Source organism: Janthinobacterium sp. AD80 (assembly GCF_002878455.1).
Classification (GTDB): Bacteria; Pseudomonadota; Gammaproteobacteria; order Burkholderiales; family Burkholderiaceae_D; genus Janthinobacterium.
Genome location: NZ_NRDQ01000125.1, coordinates 17,397 through 38,556, shown reverse-complemented (window position 1 = coordinate 38,556; position 21,160 = coordinate 17,397). Strand labels below are relative to the sequence as shown.

Genomic DNA, 21,160 nt, shown 5'->3' with positions numbered 1-21,160 from the left:
GCCAGCGGCGCCAGGCGCGCGGCCAGGGCCTGCGCCGCCTGCTCCCCGGCGCGCATGGCGCGCGCATAATTTTCAAAATCGAGGAAACTCACGCCCGTCAGGTCGGGCGCCACCAGGATATCCTGCGCGCGCATTTCCTTCAGCGAGCGCTGCACGTTCTGCTCCGTGAGGATCTGCAGCATCTGCTGCGCCACGCCGATGGCGCTGCCCAGGTCTTTTTCCGGCGCCAGCGGCGTGCCCACGTTGACGGCGATGACGATGTCGGCGCCCATGGCGCGCGCCATGTCGACGGGCAGGTTGCGCACCAGCCCCCCGTCGACCACCAGGCGGTTGTTCACGCGCACGGGCGAAAACACGCCCGGCACGGCCAGCGAGGCGCGCATCGACAGGAACAGCGGCGTGTCGACCAGTTCCACCAGTTCGCCGCTGACCAGATCCGAGGCCACCGAGCGGAATGGCAACGGCAGCTGGCTGGCCGGGCGGTCGCGCATGCCGGCCGGCAGCAGCCGATTCAGCGCCATCTCCAGCGCCGCATTGCTGGCGGCCGCGGGCGGCGTGGAAATGCCGTTGCGGCTGACGCCAAACTCGATGCGCGAAGGCAGCAAGAGATCTTCCTCGCGGCGGCGGAACGCCAGTTCGTCGCGCGGCGGACGGTCCGCCACCACGCGCGCCCAGTTGGTCTCGCGCGCCATCTTTTCCAGCTCGGCGACGGAAGCGCCGGCCGCATATGCACCGCCCACCACGCCGCCCATGCTGGTGCCGACCACCATGTCGATCGGCACATGCAGTTCCTGCAGCACCTTGAGCACGCCGATATGCGCGAGGCCGCGCGCGCCGCCGCCCGACAGCACCAGGGCGATGCGCGGACGCGCCGCCACGGGCGCAGGTACTGCGCTGGCGGCGCGGACGGTTTCAGGGGGGGATGCGGCGGCGGGAACATCGGCGGCAACGCCAGCTTGGGCAAGGCGCATAGCGCCGCCACGCAGCCTGCTGCCAGGACGGCACGGATCGAAAACATGAAAACTCCTGTAGCGCTGGCGGCATGGCGCCAGCGGCAAAAACACGATACGACGTAGGGACGGCTACGTCACTTAATTTGATGGCGGCGGCGTGACGGTCGTCACCGGCGGCGCGGCCGGCATCATCGCTCCCGCGCGCGGCTGCGTTTCCATCGGCAGCGGCGGCGGCACCAGGTTCGTCGCCGGCGCCGGCGCTGGCGTGGGCGCGGCACCCGGCAGCATGGCTGGCAGGGCCAGCGCCTTGTCGTCGGCCACCAGGTCGATGCGTTTGCTCACGCCGCCATCCTGCAGCAGCACGTGGCGCGCATGCACCTCCTGCACCGTCACGCCGGGCACCACTTCGGTACCCTCAGGCACAGCCACCGACGGCTTGCCATCGGTCGAGATGATGGCCACGCTGCGGCGACCATTGCTGGCGGCCACCACGCCCTTGAGCTGGTAGTTGCTGGCCGTGGCCACGCTGACCTGGCCGCCGAACAGCGAGGCGCCCGCTTCCACGCTGGCATCCTGCACCACCGGCACGGCGGGCGGATTGATGGGCCGTTGCGGTGCCTTGAACAGCTGCATGGCCCAATAGGCCAGCGACACGGACAGCGCCACGACGGCGAGCAGACTTACGAATTGGGGCAAACGCTTCATGGCTTCCTTGAGTTCTTATCTTACGAGCTGATTGATTTCGATAATCGGCATCAGCACGGCCAGCACGATCAGCAGCACCACCACGCCCATGGCCAGGATCAGGGCCGGCTCCAGCAGGCCGGCGATGGTCAGCGTGCGGCGTTCCAGGTCCTGCTCCTGGGCGCTGGCGGCGCGTTCCAGCATGGCCGGCAACTCGCCCGTGATTTCACCGGCGCGTATCATGTGGATCAGCATGGGCGGAAAATGCTTCTGCGCCGACAGCGCGCGCGCCAGGCTGACGCCTTCGCGCACGGCGCCGCTGGCCTCCTGCACCAGCTCCTGCATGGCCACATTGGTCAAGGTATCGCGGCTGGTGTCGAGCGCACGCAGGATCGGCACGCCGGAACCCGTGGTGATGGCCAGGGTGCTGGCGAAACGCGCCGTGTTCAGGCTGCGCTCGAACTTGCCGTACAGGGGCGCCGTCAGCAGCCAGGTATGCCAGCGCCGCTTCAGCGCCGGCTGCTGCAGCGCGCGCCGCCAGGCGAACCAGGCGCCGGCCACCAGCACGGCCACGATGAGGCCGTAGTTGCGCACGAAGTCCGACAGCGCCAGCATGATCACCGTCAGCATGGGCAATTTCTGCTTGGTGTTGGCGAATACGGAAACGATCTGCGGCACCACATAGGTGAGCAGGAAAATGACGATGGAAAACGCCACCACCGTGACGATGGCCGGATAGGTAAACGCCAGCTTGACCTTCTGCAGCAGCGCGTTGCGCCGCTCGATGTAGTCGGCCAGGCGCGACAGCACGCGCGACAGATGGCCGATCTGCTCGCCCGACGCCACCAGCGCGCGGTAAATTTCCGCGAAGTCGCGCGGATGGCGCGCCAGCACGTCGGAAAACGCGGCGCCGCCGATCACTTCCGAGCGGATCGAGGCGATCAGGTCGCGCAGGTAGGGCCGCTCGGCCTGTTCCAGCAGCGCGGAAAAGGCCTGCTCCAGCGGCAGGCCCGCTTCCAGCAAACTGGCCAGCTGGCGCGTAAACAGCGCCAGCTCGGTACTCGACAGGCGCTCGCCGAAGCCGCGCCGTTTGGTGACGCCGGCGGCATCGACCTGCGCGGCGATCTGTTCGACGGCCAGCGGCACCAGGCCTTGCACGCGCAGCTCGGCGCGCGCGGAACGGGGACTGTCGGCATTGAGCACGCCCTTGCGGGTGGCGCCTTGCGCATCGACGGCTTCATAACGGAATGCGGGCATGGTGGCGGGCCTAGTCTTTGGTCACGCGCAGCAATTCAGCCTGCGTGGTGGTGCCGTCGCGCAGCCAGCGTTCGCCGTCGTCGCGCATGCTCAGCATGCCGTCCTGCAGGGCCACCGCGCGCACTTCCGCTTCGGAGGCGCGGTTGTGGATCTGCGCGCGGATCTGCTCCGTCGTGCGCAGCAGCTCGTACACGCCGACACGGCCCTGGTAGCCCGTCTGGCCGCAATGCTCGCAGCCGACCGCCTGCCAGTATTCGCCATCGAAGGTCTTGCAGGACCCGCACAATTTTCGCACCAGGCGCTGTGCCAGCACACCCAGCAGCGACGACGACAGCAGGAACGGTTCGATGCCCATGTCCAGCAGGCGCGTCACGGCCGCCGAGGCGTCATTCGTGTGCAGGGTCGCCAGCACCAGGTGGCCCGTCAGGGATGCCTGCACGGCGATCTGCGCCGTTTCCAGGTCGCGGATCTCGCCGATCATGATCACGTCCGGGTCCTGCCGCAGGATCGCCCGCAAGGCCTTGGCAAACGTCATGTCGATGCGCGGGTTGACCTGCGTCTGGCCGACGCCAGCCAGGTCGTACTCGATCGGGTCTTCCACCGTCAGGATATTCGTCGTCGTCGCGTTGAGCATCGACAGCGCCGCATACAGGGTCGTGGTCTTGCCCGAGCCGGTCGGCCCCGTGACCAGCACGATGCCGTGCGGCTGCGTGATCAGGCCATCGAACTGCGCCAGCATGGGCGCGCTCATGCCCAGGTGCTGCAGGTCCAGGCGGCCCGCTTCCTTGTCCAGCAAACGCAGCACGGCCCGTTCGCCATGCCCGGTCGGCAGGGTCGAGACGCGCACGTCGACGGGCTTGCCGCCCACGCGCAGGGTGATGCGGCCGTCTTGCGGCAGGCGCTTTTCGGCGATGTCGAGCTGCGCCATGATCTTGATGCGCGAGATCAGCGAGCCGTGGATGGCCTTGCGCGGACGCACGACGTCGCGCAGGCTGCCGTCGATGCGAAAGCGCACGACGGAAGTCTGCTCGAACGGCTCGATGTGGATATCGGAGGCGCCTTCGCGCAGCGCCTGCGTGAGCAAGGCGTTGATCATGCGGATGACGGGCGCGTCGTCGGACGATTCAAGCAAGTCCTCGATGGCCGGCACGTCCTGCAGCAGCTTGGTCAGATCGAGGTCGGCATCGAATTCATCGGCCATCTGCGAAGCGTCGCCACCGCCGCCCGCGTAAGCGCCGGCAATGGCCGCATCGAGTTCGGCGCGCGGCAGCACCGTCAACTGGATCTGGCCGAAGCGGCGCGACACCTCGGCAATCGCCGCCGGTGCTGTCGCTGCCGCCACCAGCACCTCGACGGGGGCGCCATCAATGGCGCCAGGCCGGGCCAGCAGGCCGAAATCGCGCGCGTAGGCGTAGGGGAGCAAATTACTCATGGCGACCCGATCACTTCTGCGGCTGCGGCTGTTGCTGCTGATATTGCTGCAGCATCGACTGCGGCGGCGTGGCCGCGTTGGCCGGCGCCCCTGGCGGCGGCGTCGGTGCCGGCGGCACGGGGCGCGTCACCATATTGCCGCCCACCGGCTGGCCATCCTGCAAGGCTGGCAGCACGGGCGTGCCCAGGTCTTTCAGCATCAGGTTGCCCGTGGCCGGCACGGCGGCCGTCTCGGCCGAACGCATGTAGTCATAGCGGTCGGCGGCCAGGCTGCCGCTCTGCTCCTTGTTGCGCACGATGACGGGGCGCAGGAACACCATCAGGTTGGTTTTCTTGCGCTCGCGCGTCTGGTACTTGAACAGATTGCCCAGCACGGGAATGTCGCCCAGGCCGCGCACCTTCTCCGCGTTGTCGCCCGTGCTGTCCTCGATCAGGCCACCCAGCACGATGATCTGGCCATCGTCGGCCAGCACATTGTTTTCGATCACGCGGTTGTTGATGGTGATGCCGCTGACTGCCGAGGCCGTGGATTTGTCCACGCTCGATGTCTCGTGATAGATGCCCAGCTTGATGGTGCCGCCTTCGGAAATCTGCGGGCGCACCTTCAGGGTCAGGCCCACTTCCTTGCGGTCGATGGTCTGGAACGGGTTGGTGTTGGTGCCGGCCGTGCTGGTGTACTGGCCCGTCAGGATAGGCACGTTCTGCCCCACCTTGATGGTCGCCAGTTCGTTGTCCAGGGTGATCAGGTTCGGTGTCGACAGGATGTTGGCGTTGCCGTCCGATTCCAGCGCATGCGCCAGCGCGCCCAGGCCCAGCGCGCCATTGATCTGCTTGAAGATGCCCAGGGTCAGGCCGCCCGTCGGCAAGACCTTGCCGCCGCCCGTGGCGAGGGCGGCGATGTTGTTGGTGGTGCCCGAGGCGAACGACTGCAGCGCGCCGACGCGGTAGCTGCTGGTGCTGTCGCCCGAGAGCCCCAGCCACTGCACGCCGAATTCGGAGGCCTTGGCCGACGTCACTTCGACGATCAGCGCCTCGATGTAGACCTGGGCGCGGCGCACGTCGAGCTGGTCGATCACGGCGCGCAGGTTGCGGTAGACGGCTTCGTTGCAGGTCAAGATCAGGGTGTTGGTGGAAGCATCGGCCTGGATGAAGCCGGCCGCGCCGCCCGAGGACAGCTGCTGCGGTCCGTTGCTCAGCGAAGCGCCGCCCGTGGTGCCATTTTGCGTATTGCCGCCCAGGCCAGTGCTGTTCATGCCGCTGTTGCCGCTCTGGCTATTCTGGTTGTTCGCGTTGATGCTGTTCGTGCCGCCCTGCTGCGCCGAGGCGGCCGTGCCGTCCGACGTCACCACCGAGCGCAGGGTCTGCGCCAGCTTGGTGGCGTCCGCATTTTTCAGGTACACCACGTGCACATTGCCCAGCTGCGTGGTGGGCTGGTCCAGCTTCGAGATCAGCGACTTGGCCAGGTTGGCGCGCGCGCCGATGGCGCGCGCAGCACCAGCGAATTGGTGCGCGGGTCGGCCAGCACGGACACCTTGCCCGCGTCGGCCGCCGCACCGGCGCCGGCGCTGCCGCCTTCCATCAGCTTGTTTACCATCGAGGCCAGGTCGGAGGCGATCGCATAGCGCACGGGAATCACGTCCAGGTCCGTCGAGGCGGGCACGTCAAGCGCGGCGATGATCTTCGCCAGGCGCTTGAGGTTATCCGCGTAATCGGTGATCACCAGCGAGTTGTTGCCGGGGTTGGCGTTGATCGTGTTATTCGGCGAAATCAGGGGGCGCAGCACGGCCAGCAGGTTGGCCGACGATTCGTAGTTCAGGTAAAACACCTGGGTGGCGATCTGATCGCCCTTTACCTGGCTGCCGCTGTTGCCCACCTGGGTCGGCACGGACTGCAGCTTGGCGTCCGCTTCCGGCACCACCTTCGCATAGCCGTCGCCGGAGACCACCGCATAGCCCTGCAGGCGCAAGGCGGAAGCGAGCAGTCCGAAGGCCTGGGTCTTGCTGATGGATTTTTCCGACACTAGGGTGATCGTGCCCTTCACGCGCGGGTCGATGACGAAGTTGATGTTGGTGTAGTGGCCCACCGCCTTGATCACCGATTCGATGTCGGCGCCGACGAAATTGAGCGCCGCTTCATCGCCGGGCGCAGCCCAGACAGGCGCCGGCAGGCCGGCCACGGAACAGCACAGCAAGGCGGCGGCCGACAGGCGGCGCAGCGAGAAGGAGGAGGTATTTGGGCTCACGGATGGTTTTTTCATTGTCTAAACTCTAAGGCGATGATGTTTTTTTCGCTATTGCTACGGCGCTGTCCCAGCAAATTCAACAAACTCGCCAAGGTCTCTTCATATCCTGCTGCGGCCTGGGCCTGGCCGGAAAACTGCATGCGGCCCTGATTCAGGCTACCGCTGCCATCGAGCAGCAGCGGTCCCTTGATGGAGCGCAGTGTCAACGTCGCCTGCTGCCCCTGCCAATCAAAATCGAGTTCATAACTGCCCAGCGGACGCAAGGACGACAGGCGCGAAGCCATGTCCGTCATCTGCAAGGTGGTGCGGCCAACGGCGGAAAACTGCTGCTTTTCCAGTGCCAGCTGCAAGGTGCTCCATGACAGGCGCATGCTGCCCGTCGGCGCCACGGTATTCAAGGGCGCGCCCAGGCCGCCCAGGCCATCGGCCGGCAGCAGCAGGGCCGCCGGGCTGACTTGCCAGTGCGACCAGGAACCGCGCAAGTTCACGGCCTGCGACAGCGCCTGCGCGTTCTGCAGTTCCACGTCCACCGAGCCCCACAGCACCGAGGGCGAAATGCGCCAGCTGAAGCGTCCCGGCAGCAGCGGCGTCACGGCGCCATTCGCGCTGGCAGCCCCGCCAATAAAGGCCGAGCCGCGCCACAGGGTACCTTGCGCGTCGCCCAAGGTCAAACGTCCGCCCGTCTGCTTTTCCACGATGCCCGCCACCCAGCCGGCCGGGAAAAATACCAGCAAGGTGATGCAGACGCTGGCAACGATGGCCAGCAGCCATCCGAGCAGGCGCATCATCGCACCGCGCCCGGGCTCTGGTGCAGGCTCAGGCTGGCGTCGACCAGCCCGGCCTTGGTCTGCGCCGTGATTTTCGCTTCCTGCACGGCGATGCGGCCTTCGCGGCGCAAGCCGTCGAGCCACAGCATGACGCTGGCAAACGGCACGCCCGTCAGTTGTACGCGCGCATATTCGCCCGTCATCGACAGCGATTGCGGCGCCAGGCCGCGCGCCTTCAGCGACGCTTCCAGGCTGGCGCGCGTCATCTGCGCCACTTGCACCGGCGCCTGGCGCGACAAGTCGCCGGCTTCACGCGCCAGCGCCTGCAGCTGGGCCGCATTCTGGCGCAGCTCGGGCAAGCTCTTTTGCAATTCGCTGCGGCCCGTCCAGGCCGGCTCAAAAAACACCGCATAGACGAGGGCCAGCCCCGCCACCACGGCGCCAATCGACAGCAGCTTGCGCTCCTGCGGCGTGCGCTCGCTCCAGAACGTTTGCACGGCCTGCTGGCGGGCGGCCAGCACGGCGCGCCCCCGGTTCACTGCTGCACTCATGCTTTTGCTCCCGTGGCCGGCGTGATCTTCCACACGCCCGGCTCCGTTTCATTCAAGGCCAGCTTGCGCGCGGCCAATCCTTCGCGCACCTGCGCCTGGGCGCTGGCGTCGACCATGTCCGGCTTCAGCCTGACGATCAGGCTGCGCTCGCGGTATTCCAGCGAGGCCACCACGCCGCGCCCGGCCAGGCCGCCCAGCGCCTCGCCCAGGGCAGCGCTCATGCTGGTAAAGTCATCCATGCTGGCCTGGCCGCTTTGCAGCTTGGCGGCAGCGATATTGCGCCGCATCTGTTCCGCCTCCAGCCCATACACGGGCGTCTCGTTCGGATAGGCCGCCTTGAAGGTTTGCTGCATCGAGGTGCGCACGGTGGCCACCTCGCGCTTCAAACGCATCCATTCGATATTCATGCCCGCCAGGTTGACCACCACCGTCAGCAGCGCCAGGCGGATGGGCCAGCGCCAGCGGCGCCAGTCGGCCGCCGCCCCCGTCGCCGTGCCCAGCGCGCCGGCCAGGTCCAGTCCCGCATTTTTCGCCCCGGCGATCCAGTGCGCCCAATGATCGGGTTCCACCGCCACGCCATCCATGCCGGCGGCCAGCTGCTGGTACTGCGCCAGCTCGGCCTGCGCCACGTACACCGTCAGGGGCACGTCGCCGGCAAACGCGCGCGTCGTCAGCAGCGCCTGCTGCGGCTGCGCCGGCAAGACCAGGCCCAGGCCCTCTTGCGGCGCCTGGCGCAAGGCCAGTTCCAGGCCATCGCCGACGGCCTGCAGGGAAGCCGTCACGCTGCCCGGCTGCAAGGGCAGGCACAGCTGCGACGGCAGCAGCGCCACCTTGCGTGCGCCCTGCGCCAGCAAGGCTTTGACCAGTACCTCGGCCCAGGCGCGCTGCGCCACGGCCACCGTGCGCATGCCGCTGGCATCGGGCGCGCCGGCGGCCAGCAGGCAATCCTGCGCCTCGCCCAGGATGTGTTCTTCCACCAGTCCCGGCAGGGCCGCGCGCAAACGGGCGCCGGCCAGCGGCGGGGTTTTCAGGCGCAGCAGGGTCACGTCGGCCGCCGCCAGCAGCAAGACCACCTGCTTCGCGCCGGCGATCAGCTGGCCCAGGCTGCCCAGTGCCGCACTGCCCTGCTGCAGCAAGGCGCCGCCGTCGCCGGCCAGCACGAAGGAGCAGGCAGGTGCGCAGTCGGTGGACGCCTTGGCCGGATGGCGGATATACAAAGTTGTCAAAGTGACTCGCTTTCAGGGTTAATTTTCCCGCAACCAGACCAGGCTGGTGGTGCGCTGCGGATCCGTTTTTCGATTGACGAGCGCCACGGCATCGAGGGCGGCGCGGTCCAGCCGCACGCGGATGACGGTAAGGAAGTAGCGGCTCTTCACATCGGCATCGACGCCATCAATCACTTGCTTGTCATTAATATTATTCTTGAAGTTAGGCAGATCGACAAACTTTTTACGCGGATTGCTCAAGGTCAGCGCGCTGGCCTCGGACAAGGACATGGTCGTGATGGCGGCCAGCACTTCGGCCGGCGCCGTATTCACGTTCACCGCCGTCAATTCCGGCAAGATGATGACGAAGTCGCGCAGCTGCTCGATCATCTGCGGCGTGTAACCGGGCACGGCCAGCAAATCTTCCACTTGCGTAAACGCCACCGGCTCGCTGCTGCCGCCGGACGCGGGCGTGGCGGCCGGCGTCTTGCCATCGCCGCTGGTGCCGCTGCTGGCTGCGCGCGGTTTCGGCTTGGCGCGCAGCACGGCATCGGCCGTTGCCTGCGCCAGCCCGCTGTCGAGCTGCAAGTTCGACAGCAGGCGCTGGTAGGCCTGCACCTGCTTCGGATTGACGTCGCCCGTGGCGGCCACCAGATTGGTGATATTGAAACGCGCCTGGGCGTCGAGCGCGCGGCCCGACACGGTGGCGTCGAATTTTTCCGTGTCGACCTTTTCGCGGTCGACGTAATCGTCGAGCCGCGCTTCCTCGATGGGCGTGGCCCACACGCCATCGAGCGCCGTCAGCGAGGGATTGTCCTGGCGCAGCCAGAAGCGGGCGAAGTCGACCATGCCGCGCATGGCCCACTGCGTCTGCAGGCGCAGCCGCTGGTTTTCCATCGAGCGCACCTGCACCTGCTGCTGCCAGAACAGGCTGGCGACCACCGTGATGGCCAGCGCCGTCAGCAGCAGGGCAGTGATGACGGCCACGCCGCGCTGGCGCGAAGGACGTGTCAACGGCTTCATCCCGGCCCCAGCAAAAAGACTTTGGACAGGCCCGCTTCCTGGCCCGGCATCTGCAAGGTCACTTCCAGGCCCGGCACCTGCGTCGAGATGGTGGCGCCCGCCGTCAGCACGTTCCAGGCGCCATTGCTCCAACCGCGCATGACCATGCTGTCGACGCCGCGCATCAGGATCACGTCGGCGCTGGCGGTATCCGTATCGTCGCGTGCCGCCTGCCACAGGGTGTCGAGCACGGCCAGGTCGCGCGTGCCGTTCGACTCGCGCCGCGTCAGCACGCCGCCATTCAGGCGGTAAGTGACCACTTGCATCTGTTGCGGTTCCTGCTCCGAGGCAGCCAGACGCACCAGGGTCAGGCGGTCATTTTCCGCCGTCAGGTTGGTGCGGCCATTCAGCAGATTATTGTTCAGGCCGGCGCCGGCCAGGTGGTCGCAATCGCTCTGCATCTGGGCAAACGCCAGCTGCATGCCGCGCGCCTGCTCCAGCTGGCTGGTCAGCACTTCGCGCGAACGCACGATGCTGTCCAGGCCGCGCCAGCCCAGCACGGCGACCATGGCCAGGATGCCGATCGCCACGAGCAGCTCGATCAGGGTGAAGCCGGCGGCGGAGACGGGACGGCGCGCCATCAGTCGTTAAAGGAAAGCAGCACCAGGCGCACGATGCGCCGGGCAGGATATTGCGCGTCATACACATTGACGCGTACCTGGCGGATGCGCGGATTCGGCGTGGCCACCACCTCTTCCTCGCAAATGAGTTTCAAGTCGCCTTGCGGGCAGTCGACCGTGCGCTTGCCCGTCTGCGGGAAGGTTTTCGCCAGGCGCAGGCGCACCAGATGGTTTTCCGCCGACCAGGTGGCCATCATGGCGCTGCGCAAGCCGTCGCTGTTCTGCGTCAGGCTGCCGACGGCGCGCAGGGAGGCGCCCAGCGCCGTGCCGACGATGACGAGCGCCACCAACACTTCAAGCAGGGTGAAGCCGGACTGCGCGCCGCGCTGCTGGCGGTGGGGTAAGCGCCGCATCATTGCTCGACCGTGAAGTGGCCGATGCCGTCGGCGCGGATGGCCACGCTGCGCTCGCCGCTGGCCAGGGTCAGCACGAATGGCTTGTCGACCGGTTCGCGGCCGAAGATGATGCGCAGCGGCTGGGCCACGCTGTTCGACGGCTGCACGCTGAGCAGCATGGGGGTGTTGGCGAATGTCCGCTCGCGCAGCAAATCGTCCTGCGTCACGGGTTGCCACAGCTTTTCATTGAGCACCAGGAAACGGTATTGATTTTCATCGGCCTCGAAGGCCACTTGCCGGCTGCGCACGATGGCTTCATCGCGCGCCAGCTGCAGCAGCAGGGCGATGCGCTCGGCTTCCTTTTGCAGCGCCTGCTGGCCGTTCGGCATGGCGTTCAGCGACACCAGGCCCAGGGTGACGCCGATGATGACCATCACCACCAGCAGTTCGATCAGCGTGAAGCCACGGCTGCGGGAGTAACGCCCGTGTGGCATGGCGCGCATGAGCATGAAATGTGAAAGCGGGGAAACTTACAGGTCCCACGAGCCGATATCGGCATCGTCGCCGCTACCGCCTGGCTGGCCATCGGCGCCCAGCGAAATGATGTCGACTTCGCCCTTCACGCCCGGCGACAGGTACTGGTAAGGATTGCCCCATGGATCTTTCGGCATCTTTTCCAGGTAGCCGCCCGCCTTCCAGCCATTCGCGGCCGGTCCCGTCGTCGGTTTTTCGATCAGCGCATGCAGGCCCTGCTCGGTGGTCGGGTAGCGCTGGTTGTCCAGGCGATACAGTTTCAAGGCTTGCATCACGGTAGCGATGTCGACTTTCGCCGCCGCCACTTTCGACTCGCCCGTGCGGGCAATCAGCTTGGGCACCACCAGCGAGGCCAGGATGCCCATGATCACCACCACGACCATGATTTCGATCAGAGTGAAGCCACGCGCGCGGCGCTGGCGTGTCGGATGGTTTGCTGCGTTTTGCATAAGAAAGAGAGAAGAAGGTGAGTAATGAGTGCAGAGTATAAAGCGGAAATATGACAAAGCCTGTCATATAGGGAAAAATTTCTGCCGCGACTCTCAGGCCGGCAAGACCACTTCGCCGCAGACGGCGCAGCCGGGGTCGCGGGCGACCTGCATGCTGCTCCATTCCATGTGCAAACCGTCGAGCAGCAGCAGGCGCCCGGCCAGCGATTGCCCCACGCCCATCACCAGTTTCAAGGCCTCGGCCGCCTGCATGGCGCCGACCACGCCGACCAGCGGCGCGAACACGCCCATGGTCGAGCACGCCTCATCCGTGAACTGCTGCTCCTGCGGGAACAGGCAGCAATAGCAGGGCTGCGTGCCCGCGCGCGGATCGAATACGCTCACTTGCCCGTCGAAACGGATGACGGCGCCCGACACCAGCGGCACCTTGTGCGACACGCAGGCGCGGTTGACGGCGTGGCGCGTGGCGAAGTTGTCGGTGCAGTCGAGCACCACCGTGCTGGATAAGACCAGTTCGGCCAGGCGCGCGCCGTCGAGGCGCTCCTGCAAGGCCATGATTGCAATGTCTGGATTGATGCCAAGCAAGGTTTCGCGCGCCGACAGCACTTTCGGCTGGCCCACGCGGGCCGTCGTGTGGGCGATCTGGCGTTGCAGATTGGTCAGGTCGACCGTGTCGTCATCGACCAGGGTCAGCTTGCCGACACCGGCCGAAGCCAAATACATGGCGGCCGGCGAACCGAGCCCGCCCGCGCCGATCACCAGCACATGCGCGTCCAGCAGGGCTTGCTGGCCTTCGATGCCGATCTCGTCTAACAGGATGTGGCGCGAGTAGCGCAGCAGTTGATTGTCGTTCACGATATCATTTCCACTGCAAACCCCAGCCCTTGCGCCAGGTTTGGGGAGCGACTGAAATTACGCATCAAGGCTTCTGCACCGGAATCTTTTTATCGTCCGCCTTGATGTCGGAAGCGATTTCCGGCTTGGCGCTGATCTTCTCGTCCTTGGCATCCACCTTGGCCAGCTGCACCGGCAGACCCTGGAAATGGTTCAGGGCTTGCTGCAACTGGAAATCATCCTTGGCGCCGTATTCGAGCGGCTTGCGCTTTTTCGCCGTGGCGATCAGGCGCTGTTCTTCTTCCAGTTGATCCTGCATGCCTTCCATGGTCGGCTTGACCGCTTCCGGCTTGCCATCGTTGCTGCTCAGGTGTTTTTCCAGGTCCGCCTCGCGGATGCGCAGGCTGTTCCAGCCATCGCCCTCGGCCGTTTCATCGACCAGCAGGTCGGGCACGATGCCGCGCGCCTGGATGGCGCGGCCCTTCGGCGTGTAGTAGCGCGCCGTGGTCAGCTTGACGGCCGTGTCGGCCGTGATCTGGCGCAAGGTTTGCACGGAACCCTTGCCGAAGGTCTGCGTGCCGATGACGGTGGCGCGCTGGTAATCCTGCAGGGCGCCGGCGACGATTTCCGAGGCGGAGGCGGAACCGGCATTGACCAGCACCACCAGCGGCACGGTTTTCAGCGCGGCCGGCAGCTTGGCCAGCGGGTCAGCCTTGGCACCCGGCGGCGCATAGAATTCGCGGCGGCCATAAAATACCTGTTTCGATTCCGGCAACTGGCCCTTGGTCGAGACGATCACCGAATTGCCCGGCAGGAAAGCCGTGGCCACGCCAATGGCGCCCGGCACGACGCCGCCCGGATCGTTGCGCAAGTCCAGCACCAGGCCCTTGAGCTTGGGGTCTTGCGCATACAGCGCGTTGATCTTTTTGACCATGTCATCGACGGTCGGTTCCTGGAACTGGGCGATGCGCAGCCAGGCATAACCGGGCGCGACCATCTTGGCCTTCACGCTTTGCACGCGGATTTCCTCGCGCACAATGGGGAACACCAGCGGCTTGCTTTCGCCCTTGCGCGACATGGTCAGCACCAGCTTGCTGCCGGGCTGGCCGCGCATCTTCTTGATGACTTCTTCCAGCTGCATGCCTTTGAGCGGAATATTGTCGAGACGGGTAATCAGGTCGCCCGCCTGGATGCCAGCCTTGGCGGCAGGACTGTCCTCGATGGGCGAGACGACTTTCACGTAGCCGTCTTCCATGCTCACTTCGATGCCGATGCCGACAAACTTGCCTTGCACGCTTTCGCGCATTTCCTTGAAAGCATTTTTATCCAGGTAGACGGAATGCGGGTCCAGCGAGGACACCATGCCGGAAATGGCTTCCGTCAGCAGCTTCTTGTCTTCCACCTTTTCGACATAATCGCTCTTGATCAGGCCAAACACGTCGGACAGCTGGCGCAGCTCGTCGAGCGGCAAGGGGGCATTCGTGATTTTCTGCGCCACAGCCGGAAATTGCAGCGACATGCCGATACCGGCCAGTACGCCCAGACCAATCAGGCCGATACTTTTGACTTTGATGCCCATATCTTCTTCGCAATCTACAAATACGCTGCCGCAGCAATGGTGGGGAACTTAAAACTTCACCCAGGTGGCTGGATCGAAGGCGCGGCCCTGATGACGCAGTTCAAAGTATAGCCCTGATTCCTCGTTGCCGCCGCTGTTGCCCGCGCTGGCAATGGCGTCGCCTCCCTTGACGGCGTCGCCGACGCGTTTCAGCAAGGATTGGTTATTGCCATAAATACTCATGTACTGGCCGCCATGGTCGACGATGATCAGGTTGCCGAAACCGCGCAGCCAGTCGGAAAACACCACCCTGCCGCCGGCGATGGCGTGGATTTCGCTGCCTTCGCCCGTGCGGATGAACACGCCCTTCCAGCTGGGGCCGTCTCCGCGCTTGCTGCCGAAACGGGCGGCGATCTTGCCGGCCACGGGCGCGCGCAACTGCCCTTTCAGGCTGGCAAAGGCGCCGGCCGGCGCGGCCGGGCCCAGGCTCGGGCGTTCCGGCTCCGGTTCCGGCTTCGGTTCTGGTTTCGGCGTCACCTTGGCCACCTGCGGCGGCTCGTCGTCATCGATGGGTTCGAGCTTCACGGGCGGCGGCGGCGGTGTCTGCGGCTTGATCTTGCCGGATTTGTTCTGTTGCTCTTTGGCAATGCGCTCGCGCTCGGCCTGCGCCTGGGCGGCCTTGGCACGCGCGGCCAGCAGGCGTTCGCGTTTTTCCGCGGCGATCTTGGCGTCGGCGGCCGCTTTCGCGGCGGCGCGCTGCTCGGCCAGCAATTGCTGGCGTTTCTTTTCCGCCGCGGCGGCGGCGGCCTGCTCTTCGATCAGCTTGGCCAGCTTGTCGACCAGGTTGCCCATGCGCTGTTCATCGCGCTCGACATTGCCTGCTTCCTTGCGCTGCGCCACCAGGCGCTGCGACAAACTCGTCAGCAAGGCGGCGCGGCGCGCCTTTTCCTGCACCAGCAGGGCCTTCTGCTCGCGCTCTTCCTGCGCGATCTCTTCCAGCTCATCCTTGGCGTTCTGCACGTCCGCCTGATTTTTCTCCACGGCCAGCAAGTTGGCGCGCAAGGCTTCCAGCAGGCGCGCCTGCGCCTGCGATACATAGGCCATGAATTGCAGGTCGCGGTTGATGCGATTCGGGTTGTCGCCGGACAAGAGCAGCTTGATGCGGTCTTCGTTGCCGGCCACGTATTGTTCGCGCAGCAGCTTGGACAGCTGCGCCTTCTGCTTGTCGACCGTGGCCGTCAGCTGCTGGTGCTCCTGCCCCAGCGCCGTCAGTTTCACGCCCGTCTCGCTTTGCTCCTGCGCCAGGTCGCGCAAGGCGCGGTTGGCGTTGGAAATGGCCTCTTCCGACTCGGCCAGGGTGTCGGCCGCGTCGTCCTTGGCGCTTTCCGTGCGGCTGATGTCGCGCTTGAGCGCCGTCAGCTTTTGTTGCAATCCGGCGCGTTGTGCTTCCGCGGCCGCCTTCTGCTTGCTGCGTTCGGTGGGTTTGGCGCCCTGCGCGTAGCTGCTCGACAACAGCAGCGCCGCGCACAGCAGGGCAGCGGCGCGCCACGCCGGCAGGGGTCGTTCAGCAGAGGGGGCGATGGCTGTGCCGCGGAAGAGAGACGACAAAGTTACTTGGCCTTCCCTTGGTTCGCCACGGCAGCCTGGGCTGCCGCAATCGCTGCCGGGTCGCCCAGGTAGTAATGGCGGATCGGTTTCAGGTCGGCGTCCAGTTCGTACACGAGCGGCTGGCCGTTCGGGATGTTCAGGCCGACGATGTCGCTGTCGCTGATGCCGTCCAGCATCTTGATCAAGGCGCGCAGGCTGTTGCCGTGGGCAGAAATGATGATCTTCTTGCCAGCGCGGATGGCCGGGGCGATTTCTTCGTCCCAGGCCGGCATCACGCGCGCCACGGTGTCCTTCAGGCATTCGGTCAGCGGAATCGACGCCTTCGGCAGGCCGGCGTAGCGCGGGTCGTTGAACGAGGCGCGGTCGTCATCTTCCGCCAGCGGCGGCGGCGGCGTGTCGTAGCTGCGGCGCCATACCAATACTTGCTCGTCGCCATACTTGGCGGCCGTCTCGCCCTTGTCCAGGCCTTGCAGGGCGCCGTAGTGGCGCTCGTTCAAACGCCAGTCGTTCTTGATCGGCAGATACATCATGTCCATTTCGTCGAGCGCCAGCCACAGGGTGCGGATGGCGCGCTTCAGGACGGAAGTGTAGGCCACGTCAAACGTAAAACCTTCCTGCTTGAGGATCTGGCCGGCGGCCTTGGCTTCGTTGACGCCCTTTTCCGTCAGATCGACGTCGGTCCAGCCGGTGAAGCGGTTATCGAGGTTCCAGGTGGACTCGCCGTGACGCATGAAAACGATTTTGTACATAGTTCTATCTTCTCAAGGGGTTCAAATCAAAAAAGCAAAACGTAAAAAGACCTCGTCCAGCTTCTATTTTATAATGCGCGGATTGACTTAAACCATTGGACCCTACGTGAAATTCATTATCGACCACATTTTTCTGTTTGCCATCGTCATTATTTCCGGCGGCGCCCTCCTCTGGCCACTGCTGTCGATGCGCGGCAAGCGCGCGACCGTGCTGGAAGTCACGCAACTGATCAACCGTGGCAAGACCGTCATCGTCGACGTGCGCAGCGCGGAAGAATTCGCCACGGGCCACTTGCCTGAGGCGAAAAACATTCCGCTGCCGGAACTGGCAAAACGCCTGGGCGAGCTGGAAAAATTCAAAACGCGCCCCATTGTAGTGGTTTGCCAGAAAGGTTCGCGCTCGGCTACGGCCGTCGGCCTGCTGGGCAAAGCTGGTTTCGCTGAGGCAACGAGCCTGGAAGGCGGCCTCGACGAATGGAAAAAGCAGGGTTTGCCATTGAAGACCTTGTCGCTGGCGAAGTAAGCCGGCACTTAACTGGAAGGAATCATCATGACTGTCCCCGTAATTGTGTATAGCACCGCCGTGTGCCCGTATTGCGTGCGCGCCGAGCGCCTGCTGGAATCGAAGGGCGTGGCCGTGCAAAAGATCCGCGTCGACCTTGATCCGGAAGAGCGCATCAAGATGATGGAACGCACGGGCCGCCGCACGGTACCGCAGATCTATGTGGGCGATACCCACGTCGGTGGTTTCGACGATTTGTATGCGCTGGATCAAGCCGGCAAGCTGGACCCCTTGTTAAACGGCACAGCAGCCTGATATAAAGCGGGTTCGAGAAATTGCTTGGTTTTTTGTCGTATTGTTTTGATACAATTGCCCTCGCACCTGATCTGGCCGTGCCTATCCGGCACGGTTAACATACCGCAAGCACCATATTTGAACGGTGTGCCGTTCTTGTCCTTTACAACGAAAGCGTTCCATGTCTGACGAAAATCTGCAACCAGTCTTCCAAATCCAACGCGTCTACCTGAAAGACATGTCGCTGGAACAACCAAATTCCCCAGCTATTTTCCTGGAACAAGAAGCGCCAGCGATCGAAGTTGCTCTGGACGTGGGCGCCGCGCCTCTGGCCGACGGCATCTTTGAAGCCACCGTGACCATCACCGTGACTGCCAAAGTCGGTGAAAAAGTCGCTTTCCTGGTTGAAGGCAAGCAAGCTGGTATTTTCGAAGCGCGCAACATTCCTGCGGATCAACTCGATCCACTGCTGGGAATCGGCTGCCCGAACATCATCTACCCTTACCTGCGCGCCAACATCGCCGACGTGATCACCCGTGCCGGCTTCCCGCCAGTGCACCTGGCCGAGATCAACTTCGAAGTGTTCTACCAACAACGTCTGCAAGCTATTGCTGACGCCGCTGCAGCAGCGCCCGCAGCCAGCGAAACGCACTAAGAACATCTCACCAAACCTGCTGCGCGGCGCGCCTTGCGGCCTGTGATGCCCGCTGTGCTCTAGCACAGCTGCGCTTCTCGGCCACAATGCACTGCCGCTCGCGACGGTTTTGTGAGTGCTCTATACTGCAGGTAAGAAACGGCGGCCTGGCCGCCGTGTTTCGTTAAGGTTCAAAAAATATCATGTTGAAAAGTGCGCTCTTGAGCAAGTTCCGCTGGATGGCCGGCGCCGTGCTGCTGCTGGCGACCGCCGCCAGCCACGCTGTCGATTTCAAAACCGTGGGCGCCGCCCCCGTGATCCTGTATGACGCGCCGTCTTCCAAGGGTGGCAAGCTGTACGTGGCACCACGCGGCATGCCGCTGGAAGTCGTGCTCAGCTATGGCGACTGGGTCAAGGTACGCGACGCCAGCGGCGAAATGGCCTGGACGGAAGCCAAGGGCCTGTCCGCCAAGCGCAACGTCGTGGCACGCGCCGCGAACCTCAAGGTCCGCGCCAGCCCCGACGACACGGCCTCCGCCATCCTCCTCGTCGACAAGGGCGTGCTGCTGGAAATGAGCGAGCAAGCCAGCTCCGGCTGGGTCAAGGTGCGCCACAAGGATGGCCAGAGCGGCTACGTCAAGACCAGCGAAGTGTGGGGGCTGTAAGAGCCACCAGATTCATCCGGGCGCCGGCCCTGCCGCCGCGCCCGTTTCACCTGCCCCTTTGAGGTCGCATGCAAGTTTCCCCTGAAGTCACCCCCGAGTCCATTCCTGGCGCCCAGGCCGCCCCGCGCCCGATCACCGTGCTGGGCGCTGGCGCCTGGGGCACGGCCGTGGCCATGGCCCTGGCTGGCCGCCACGATGTGCTGCTGTGGGGCCGCAACGGCGACGCCATGGCCGCCATGGCCGCCAGCGGCGAAAACAGCTATTTGCCAGGTTTCACATTACCGCCGCAATTGCGCATCAGCGCCGATTTCAACGCCGCCGTGGCGCATGCCGGCGGCGAACACGGCCTGCTGATCGCCGCCTGCCCCGTGGCAGGCTTGCGGCCGATGCTGCATCAGCTGAAAGATCAGCTGAAAGACAAGGCCATTACCAGCCTCGTGTGGCTGTGCAAGGGTTTTGAAGGCGGCACGGGCATGCTGCCGCACCAGATCGTGCAGGAAGTGCTGGGCGACACGGTCGCCGGCGGCGCCCTGTCCGGTCCCTCGTTCGCGCAGGAAGTGGCGCGCGGCTTGCCGTGCGCACTGACCATTGCCTCGCTGGACAGCGCCTTGCGCGCCAAGGTCGTCTCGGCCTTGCATGGCGGCACCATCCGCGTGTATGCGAGCGAAGACCTGGTGGGCGTGGAAGTGGGCGGCGCCGTCAAGAATGTGCTGGCGATCGCCACCGGCGTGGCCGACGGCCTGGGCCTGGGCTTGAATGCGCGCGCCGCACTGATCACGCGCGGCCTGGCGGAAATTACGCGCCTGGGCACGGCCTTGGGTGGCCAGACGGAAACCTTCATGGGCCTGACGGGCATGGGCGATTTGATCCTGACCTGCACGGGCGACCTGTCGCGCAACCGGCGCGTCGGCCTGGGCCTGGCGCAAGGCAAGGCGCTCGACACCATCGTGGCCGAACTGGGCCATGTGGCCGAAGGCGTGCCGTGCGCCAAGGCCGTGCGTGAACTGGCGCGCTGCATGGGCGTCGAGATGCCCATCACGAATGCCGTGGCCGGCGTACTGTTCGATGGGGATTTGCCGCACGTGATGGTGCAGCAGCTGCTGTCGCGCGATCCGCGCGCCGAGGCGGCCTGATCCGCCGGGGAAAGCTAGCGCCCCGCCTTGGCCATCAATATCGTCAGCAGCAACAGGCTGTCCTCTTGCGCTTCCAGCGCATGCGCCTGGCCGCCGTGCAGGTACAGCATCTGCCCCGGCCCCAGCACTTGCACACCGCCATGCGCGTCCACCGCCACCTGGCCTTGCAGGCACAGCAAGGTGATCTCGCCGAGCACGTGATGCTCGGGCATGGTCTTGCCCTTGGGCATGCACATGCGGATCAATTCCAGTTCATCCGTCTTGGCCAGGGCGATGGCGGAAAACTGCGACAGATCTTCCCCCGCCGCCCCCTGCACGTCGATCACTTGGCCCGATGCCGCATGTGCTAATGCCATTGCGCTCTCCCTTTAAGATCAGGCGGCGTCTTGCGCCGCTTCCGCTTCCTGCGCACCGCGCATCCACTCGACCAGCGGCCACGCATCCTTCAAGCCTTCGGCCAGCGCCGGCAGCAACTGTTCCGGCGCATTCACGGGCAACGGCACTTCGGTCCAGACAAAAAAGCTTTTCAGCTTGATGAATTCGATGTGTTCCGCGTCCGCGTCAAAGCCCTTGGGCGGGCGCTGCAGCTTGCCCTCGTTCTGGATGGTGCCGTAGCGCGCCTTTAAACGCTTATTTTTCAGCACTTTGGAAAACCCTGGCGCATCGTTGAGCATATGCTCGCGCAGCGCTTTTAATCGTCCCGGCGGCGGCATGTATTCGCCGGCGCCGAACAGCAAGTTGCCCTGGCCATCGATCTGCAGATAATACGTGGGGCCGCCCGCCTTGCTGGGACGGCGCATGTCGTTCGGCGCGATGGCGGCGGAAAAGCGCGTTTTATACGGGCTTTTATCGTGCGCAAAGCGCACGTCGCGGTTGATGCGGAACAGGGCCTTCTTCGGATTGCAGTATTTGACGGCCGGGTCAAACTTGCCCAGTTCGCCAATCAAGGCCGTCACCAGCGCGAGGAATTCCTCGCGCAGGATGTCGTAGCGGGGCTTGTTCATCACAAACCAGGGACGGTTATTGTTGTCGCTCAGTTCACGTAAAAATTGGGTCAAGTCACGCACATGCATGTGTCAGCTTCCGATCAGCA

23 protein-coding genes and 1 pseudogene are annotated in these 21,160 nt (G+C 64.8%); 5 read left to right on the top strand and 19 right to left on the bottom strand.

Annotation, left to right across the window (positions count from 1 at the left end; translation table 11 throughout):
• The 17 genes and pseudogenes from JaAD80_RS21585 to gpmA all read right to left on the bottom strand — a co-directional run.
• On the bottom strand, window positions 1-971 hold a 971-nt coding region (locus JaAD80_RS21585; protein ID WP_146012471.1), incomplete at its 3' end, for a patatin-like phospholipase family protein.
• A gap of 120 nt (window positions 972-1,091) precedes the next feature.
• The gene (locus JaAD80_RS21580) at window positions 1,092-1,658 is read right to left on the bottom strand and encodes a type II secretion system protein N (protein WP_102297261.1); all 567 of its coding nucleotides are present in this window, start codon (window positions 1,656-1,658) and stop codon (window positions 1,092-1,094) included.
• A gap of 15 nt (window positions 1,659-1,673) precedes the next feature.
• On the bottom strand, window positions 1,674-2,894 hold the full coding sequence (gene gspF / locus JaAD80_RS21575) for a type II secretion system inner membrane protein GspF (protein ID WP_102297260.1): 1,221 nt from the start codon (window positions 2,892-2,894) through the stop codon (window positions 1,674-1,676).
• Window positions 2,895-2,904: 10 nt separating this feature from the next.
• A complete protein-coding gene (gene gspE, locus JaAD80_RS21570) occupies window positions 2,905-4,326 on the bottom strand; it encodes a type II secretion system ATPase GspE (RefSeq protein WP_102297258.1) in 1,422 nt (473 codons plus the stop codon).
• A 10-nt stretch (window positions 4,327-4,336) separates the two neighbouring features.
• Window positions 4,337-6,582 (bottom strand): annotated as a pseudogene (gene gspD / locus JaAD80_RS32050) (type II secretion system secretin GspD).
• The gene (locus JaAD80_RS21560; RefSeq protein ID WP_102297255.1) at window positions 6,579-7,355 is read right to left on the bottom strand and encodes a type II secretion system protein N; all 777 of its coding nucleotides are present in this window, start codon (window positions 7,353-7,355) and stop codon (window positions 6,579-6,581) included. The pseudogene gspD and the gene JaAD80_RS21560 overlap by 4 nt, the downstream one beginning before the upstream one ends.
• Window positions 7,352-7,885 carry a type II secretion system protein GspM gene (gene gspM / locus JaAD80_RS21555; protein ID WP_102297253.1) on the bottom strand — a complete coding sequence of 178 codons (534 nt, stop codon included), beginning with the start codon at window positions 7,883-7,885 and terminating at the stop codon, window positions 7,352-7,354. Before gspM ends, JaAD80_RS21560 begins: the two co-directional genes overlap by 4 nt.
• A complete protein-coding gene (gene gspL, locus JaAD80_RS21550; protein ID WP_258003117.1) occupies window positions 7,882-9,111 on the bottom strand; it encodes a type II secretion system protein GspL in 1,230 nt (409 codons plus the stop codon). The genes gspM and gspL overlap by 4 nt, the downstream gene beginning before the upstream one ends.
• 18 nt (window positions 9,112-9,129) lie before the next feature.
• Window positions 9,130-10,113 (bottom strand): type II secretion system minor pseudopilin GspK, encoded by a 984-nt coding sequence (gene gspK, locus JaAD80_RS21545; protein WP_102297247.1) that lies wholly within the window; start codon window positions 10,111-10,113, stop codon window positions 9,130-9,132.
• Window positions 10,110-10,733 carry a type II secretion system protein J gene (locus JaAD80_RS21540; protein WP_102297245.1) on the bottom strand — a complete coding sequence of 208 codons (624 nt, stop codon included), beginning with the start codon at window positions 10,731-10,733 and terminating at the stop codon, window positions 10,110-10,112. Before JaAD80_RS21540 ends, gspK begins: the two co-directional genes overlap by 4 nt.
• The gene (gene gspI / locus JaAD80_RS21535; protein ID WP_102297268.1) at window positions 10,733-11,125 is read right to left on the bottom strand and encodes a type II secretion system minor pseudopilin GspI; all 393 of its coding nucleotides are present in this window, start codon (window positions 11,123-11,125) and stop codon (window positions 10,733-10,735) included. The genes JaAD80_RS21540 and gspI overlap by 1 nt, the downstream gene beginning before the upstream one ends.
• Window positions 11,125-11,610 carry a type II secretion system minor pseudopilin GspH gene (gspH, locus tag JaAD80_RS21530; RefSeq protein WP_258003116.1) on the bottom strand — a complete coding sequence of 162 codons (486 nt, stop codon included), beginning with the start codon at window positions 11,608-11,610 and terminating at the stop codon, window positions 11,125-11,127. Before gspH ends, gspI begins: the two co-directional genes overlap by 1 nt.
• 27 nt (window positions 11,611-11,637) lie before the next feature.
• Window positions 11,638-12,090, bottom strand: coding sequence for a type II secretion system major pseudopilin GspG (gene gspG, locus JaAD80_RS21525; RefSeq protein ID WP_102297242.1), 453 nt, complete (start codon window positions 12,088-12,090; stop codon window positions 11,638-11,640).
• A gap of 93 nt (window positions 12,091-12,183) precedes the next feature.
• The gene (locus JaAD80_RS21520) at window positions 12,184-12,945 is read right to left on the bottom strand and encodes a molybdopterin-synthase adenylyltransferase MoeB (protein ID WP_102297240.1); all 762 of its coding nucleotides are present in this window, start codon (window positions 12,943-12,945) and stop codon (window positions 12,184-12,186) included.
• A 64-nt stretch (window positions 12,946-13,009) separates the two neighbouring features.
• Entirely contained in the window at window positions 13,010-14,503 is a 1,494-nt protein-coding gene (locus JaAD80_RS21515) for a S41 family peptidase (RefSeq protein ID WP_102297238.1), read from the bottom strand.
• Between the two features lie 48 nt (window positions 14,504-14,551).
• Complete coding sequence (locus JaAD80_RS21510) at window positions 14,552-16,015, bottom strand: murein hydrolase activator EnvC (protein WP_102297263.1); 1,464 nt, start codon at window positions 16,013-16,015, stop codon at window positions 14,552-14,554.
• Window positions 16,016-16,092: 77 nt separating this feature from the next.
• Entirely contained in the window at window positions 16,093-16,839 is a 747-nt protein-coding gene (gpmA, locus tag JaAD80_RS21505; protein WP_034753030.1) for a 2,3-diphosphoglycerate-dependent phosphoglycerate mutase, read from the bottom strand.
• A 106-nt stretch (window positions 16,840-16,945) separates the two neighbouring features.
• Between gpmA and JaAD80_RS21500 the strand changes: the two genes are divergently transcribed.
• From JaAD80_RS21500 to JaAD80_RS21480, 5 genes are all read left to right on the top strand, one after another.
• Window positions 16,946-17,362: a rhodanese-like domain-containing protein gene (locus JaAD80_RS21500; RefSeq protein WP_102297236.1), complete on the top strand. Its 417-nt coding sequence runs from the start codon at window positions 16,946-16,948 to the stop codon at window positions 17,360-17,362.
• A 27-nt stretch (window positions 17,363-17,389) separates the two neighbouring features.
• Window positions 17,390-17,656 (top strand): glutaredoxin 3, encoded by a 267-nt coding sequence (gene grxC, locus JaAD80_RS21495; RefSeq protein WP_034753025.1) that lies wholly within the window; start codon window positions 17,390-17,392, stop codon window positions 17,654-17,656.
• A gap of 160 nt (window positions 17,657-17,816) precedes the next feature.
• Window positions 17,817-18,290 carry a protein-export chaperone SecB gene (secB, locus tag JaAD80_RS21490; RefSeq protein ID WP_034783580.1) on the top strand — a complete coding sequence of 158 codons (474 nt, stop codon included), beginning with the start codon at window positions 17,817-17,819 and terminating at the stop codon, window positions 18,288-18,290.
• A 182-nt stretch (window positions 18,291-18,472) separates the two neighbouring features.
• Window positions 18,473-18,934 (top strand): SH3 domain-containing protein, encoded by a 462-nt coding sequence (locus JaAD80_RS21485; protein WP_102297233.1) that lies wholly within the window; start codon window positions 18,473-18,475, stop codon window positions 18,932-18,934.
• A gap of 68 nt (window positions 18,935-19,002) precedes the next feature.
• Window positions 19,003-20,067, top strand: a complete 1,065-nt coding sequence (locus tag JaAD80_RS21480; RefSeq protein ID WP_102297230.1) for an NAD(P)H-dependent glycerol-3-phosphate dehydrogenase — start codon at window positions 19,003-19,005, stop codon at window positions 20,065-20,067.
• 14 nt (window positions 20,068-20,081) lie between these two features.
• Here the strand turns inward: JaAD80_RS21480 and JaAD80_RS21475 are convergent, their stop codons facing one another.
• Together JaAD80_RS21475 and JaAD80_RS21470 are read right to left on the bottom strand one after the other, a co-directional pair.
• Window positions 20,082-20,423: a hypothetical protein gene (locus JaAD80_RS21475; protein ID WP_102297228.1), complete on the bottom strand. Its 342-nt coding sequence runs from the start codon at window positions 20,421-20,423 to the stop codon at window positions 20,082-20,084.
• An 18-nt stretch (window positions 20,424-20,441) separates the two neighbouring features.
• Window positions 20,442-21,140 carry a DUF2461 domain-containing protein gene (locus tag JaAD80_RS21470; RefSeq protein WP_102297226.1) on the bottom strand — a complete coding sequence of 233 codons (699 nt, stop codon included), beginning with the start codon at window positions 21,138-21,140 and terminating at the stop codon, window positions 20,442-20,444.
• Window positions 21,141-21,160 lie beyond the last annotated feature (20 nt).

Excerpts from the sequence above, each read along its gene's own strand:
- JaAD80_RS21560 (WP_102297255.1), bottom strand. The coding sequence starts at position 7,355 with ATGATGCGCCTGCTCGGATGGCTGCTGGCCATCGTTGCCAGCGTCTGC.
- JaAD80_RS21475 (WP_102297228.1), bottom strand. The coding sequence starts at position 20,423 with ATGGCATTAGCACATGCGGCATCGGGCCAAGTGATCGACGTGCAGGGG.
- JaAD80_RS21470 (WP_102297226.1), bottom strand. The coding sequence starts at position 21,140 with ATGCATGTGCGTGACTTGACCCAATTTTTACGTGAACTGAGCGACAAC.
- gpmA (WP_034753030.1), bottom strand. The coding sequence starts at position 16,839 with ATGTACAAAATCGTTTTCATGCGTCACGGCGAGTCCACCTGGAACCTC.
- grxC (WP_034753025.1), top strand. The coding sequence starts at position 17,390 with ATGACTGTCCCCGTAATTGTGTATAGCACCGCCGTGTGCCCGTATTGC.
- gspK (WP_102297247.1), bottom strand. The coding sequence starts at position 10,113 with ATGAAGCCGTTGACACGTCCTTCGCGCCAGCGCGGCGTGGCCGTCATC.
- gspE (WP_102297258.1), bottom strand. The coding sequence starts at position 4,326 with ATGAGTAATTTGCTCCCCTACGCCTACGCGCGCGATTTCGGCCTGCTG.
- gspM (WP_102297253.1), bottom strand. The coding sequence starts at position 7,885 with ATGAGTGCAGCAGTGAACCGGGGGCGCGCCGTGCTGGCCGCCCGCCAG.
- JaAD80_RS21515 (WP_102297238.1), bottom strand. The coding sequence starts at position 14,503 with ATGGGCATCAAAGTCAAAAGTATCGGCCTGATTGGTCTGGGCGTACTG.
- secB (WP_034783580.1), top strand. The coding sequence starts at position 17,817 with ATGTCTGACGAAAATCTGCAACCAGTCTTCCAAATCCAACGCGTCTAC.
- JaAD80_RS21485 (WP_102297233.1), top strand. The coding sequence starts at position 18,473 with ATGTTGAAAAGTGCGCTCTTGAGCAAGTTCCGCTGGATGGCCGGCGCC.
- gspG (WP_102297242.1), bottom strand. The coding sequence starts at position 12,090 with ATGCAAAACGCAGCAAACCATCCGACACGCCAGCGCCGCGCGCGTGGC.
- gspF (WP_102297260.1), bottom strand. The coding sequence starts at position 2,894 with ATGCCCGCATTCCGTTATGAAGCCGTCGATGCGCAAGGCGCCACCCGC.
- JaAD80_RS21580 (WP_102297261.1), bottom strand. The coding sequence starts at position 1,658 with ATGAAGCGTTTGCCCCAATTCGTAAGTCTGCTCGCCGTCGTGGCGCTG.
- JaAD80_RS21480 (WP_102297230.1), top strand. The coding sequence starts at position 19,003 with ATGCAAGTTTCCCCTGAAGTCACCCCCGAGTCCATTCCTGGCGCCCAG.
- JaAD80_RS21540 (WP_102297245.1), bottom strand. The coding sequence starts at position 10,733 with ATGGCGCGCCGTCCCGTCTCCGCCGCCGGCTTCACCCTGATCGAGCTG.
- gspH (WP_258003116.1), bottom strand. The coding sequence starts at position 11,610 with ATGCGCGCCATGCCACACGGGCGTTACTCCCGCAGCCGTGGCTTCACG.
- gspI (WP_102297268.1), bottom strand. The coding sequence starts at position 11,125 with ATGCGGCGCTTACCCCACCGCCAGCAGCGCGGCGCGCAGTCCGGCTTC.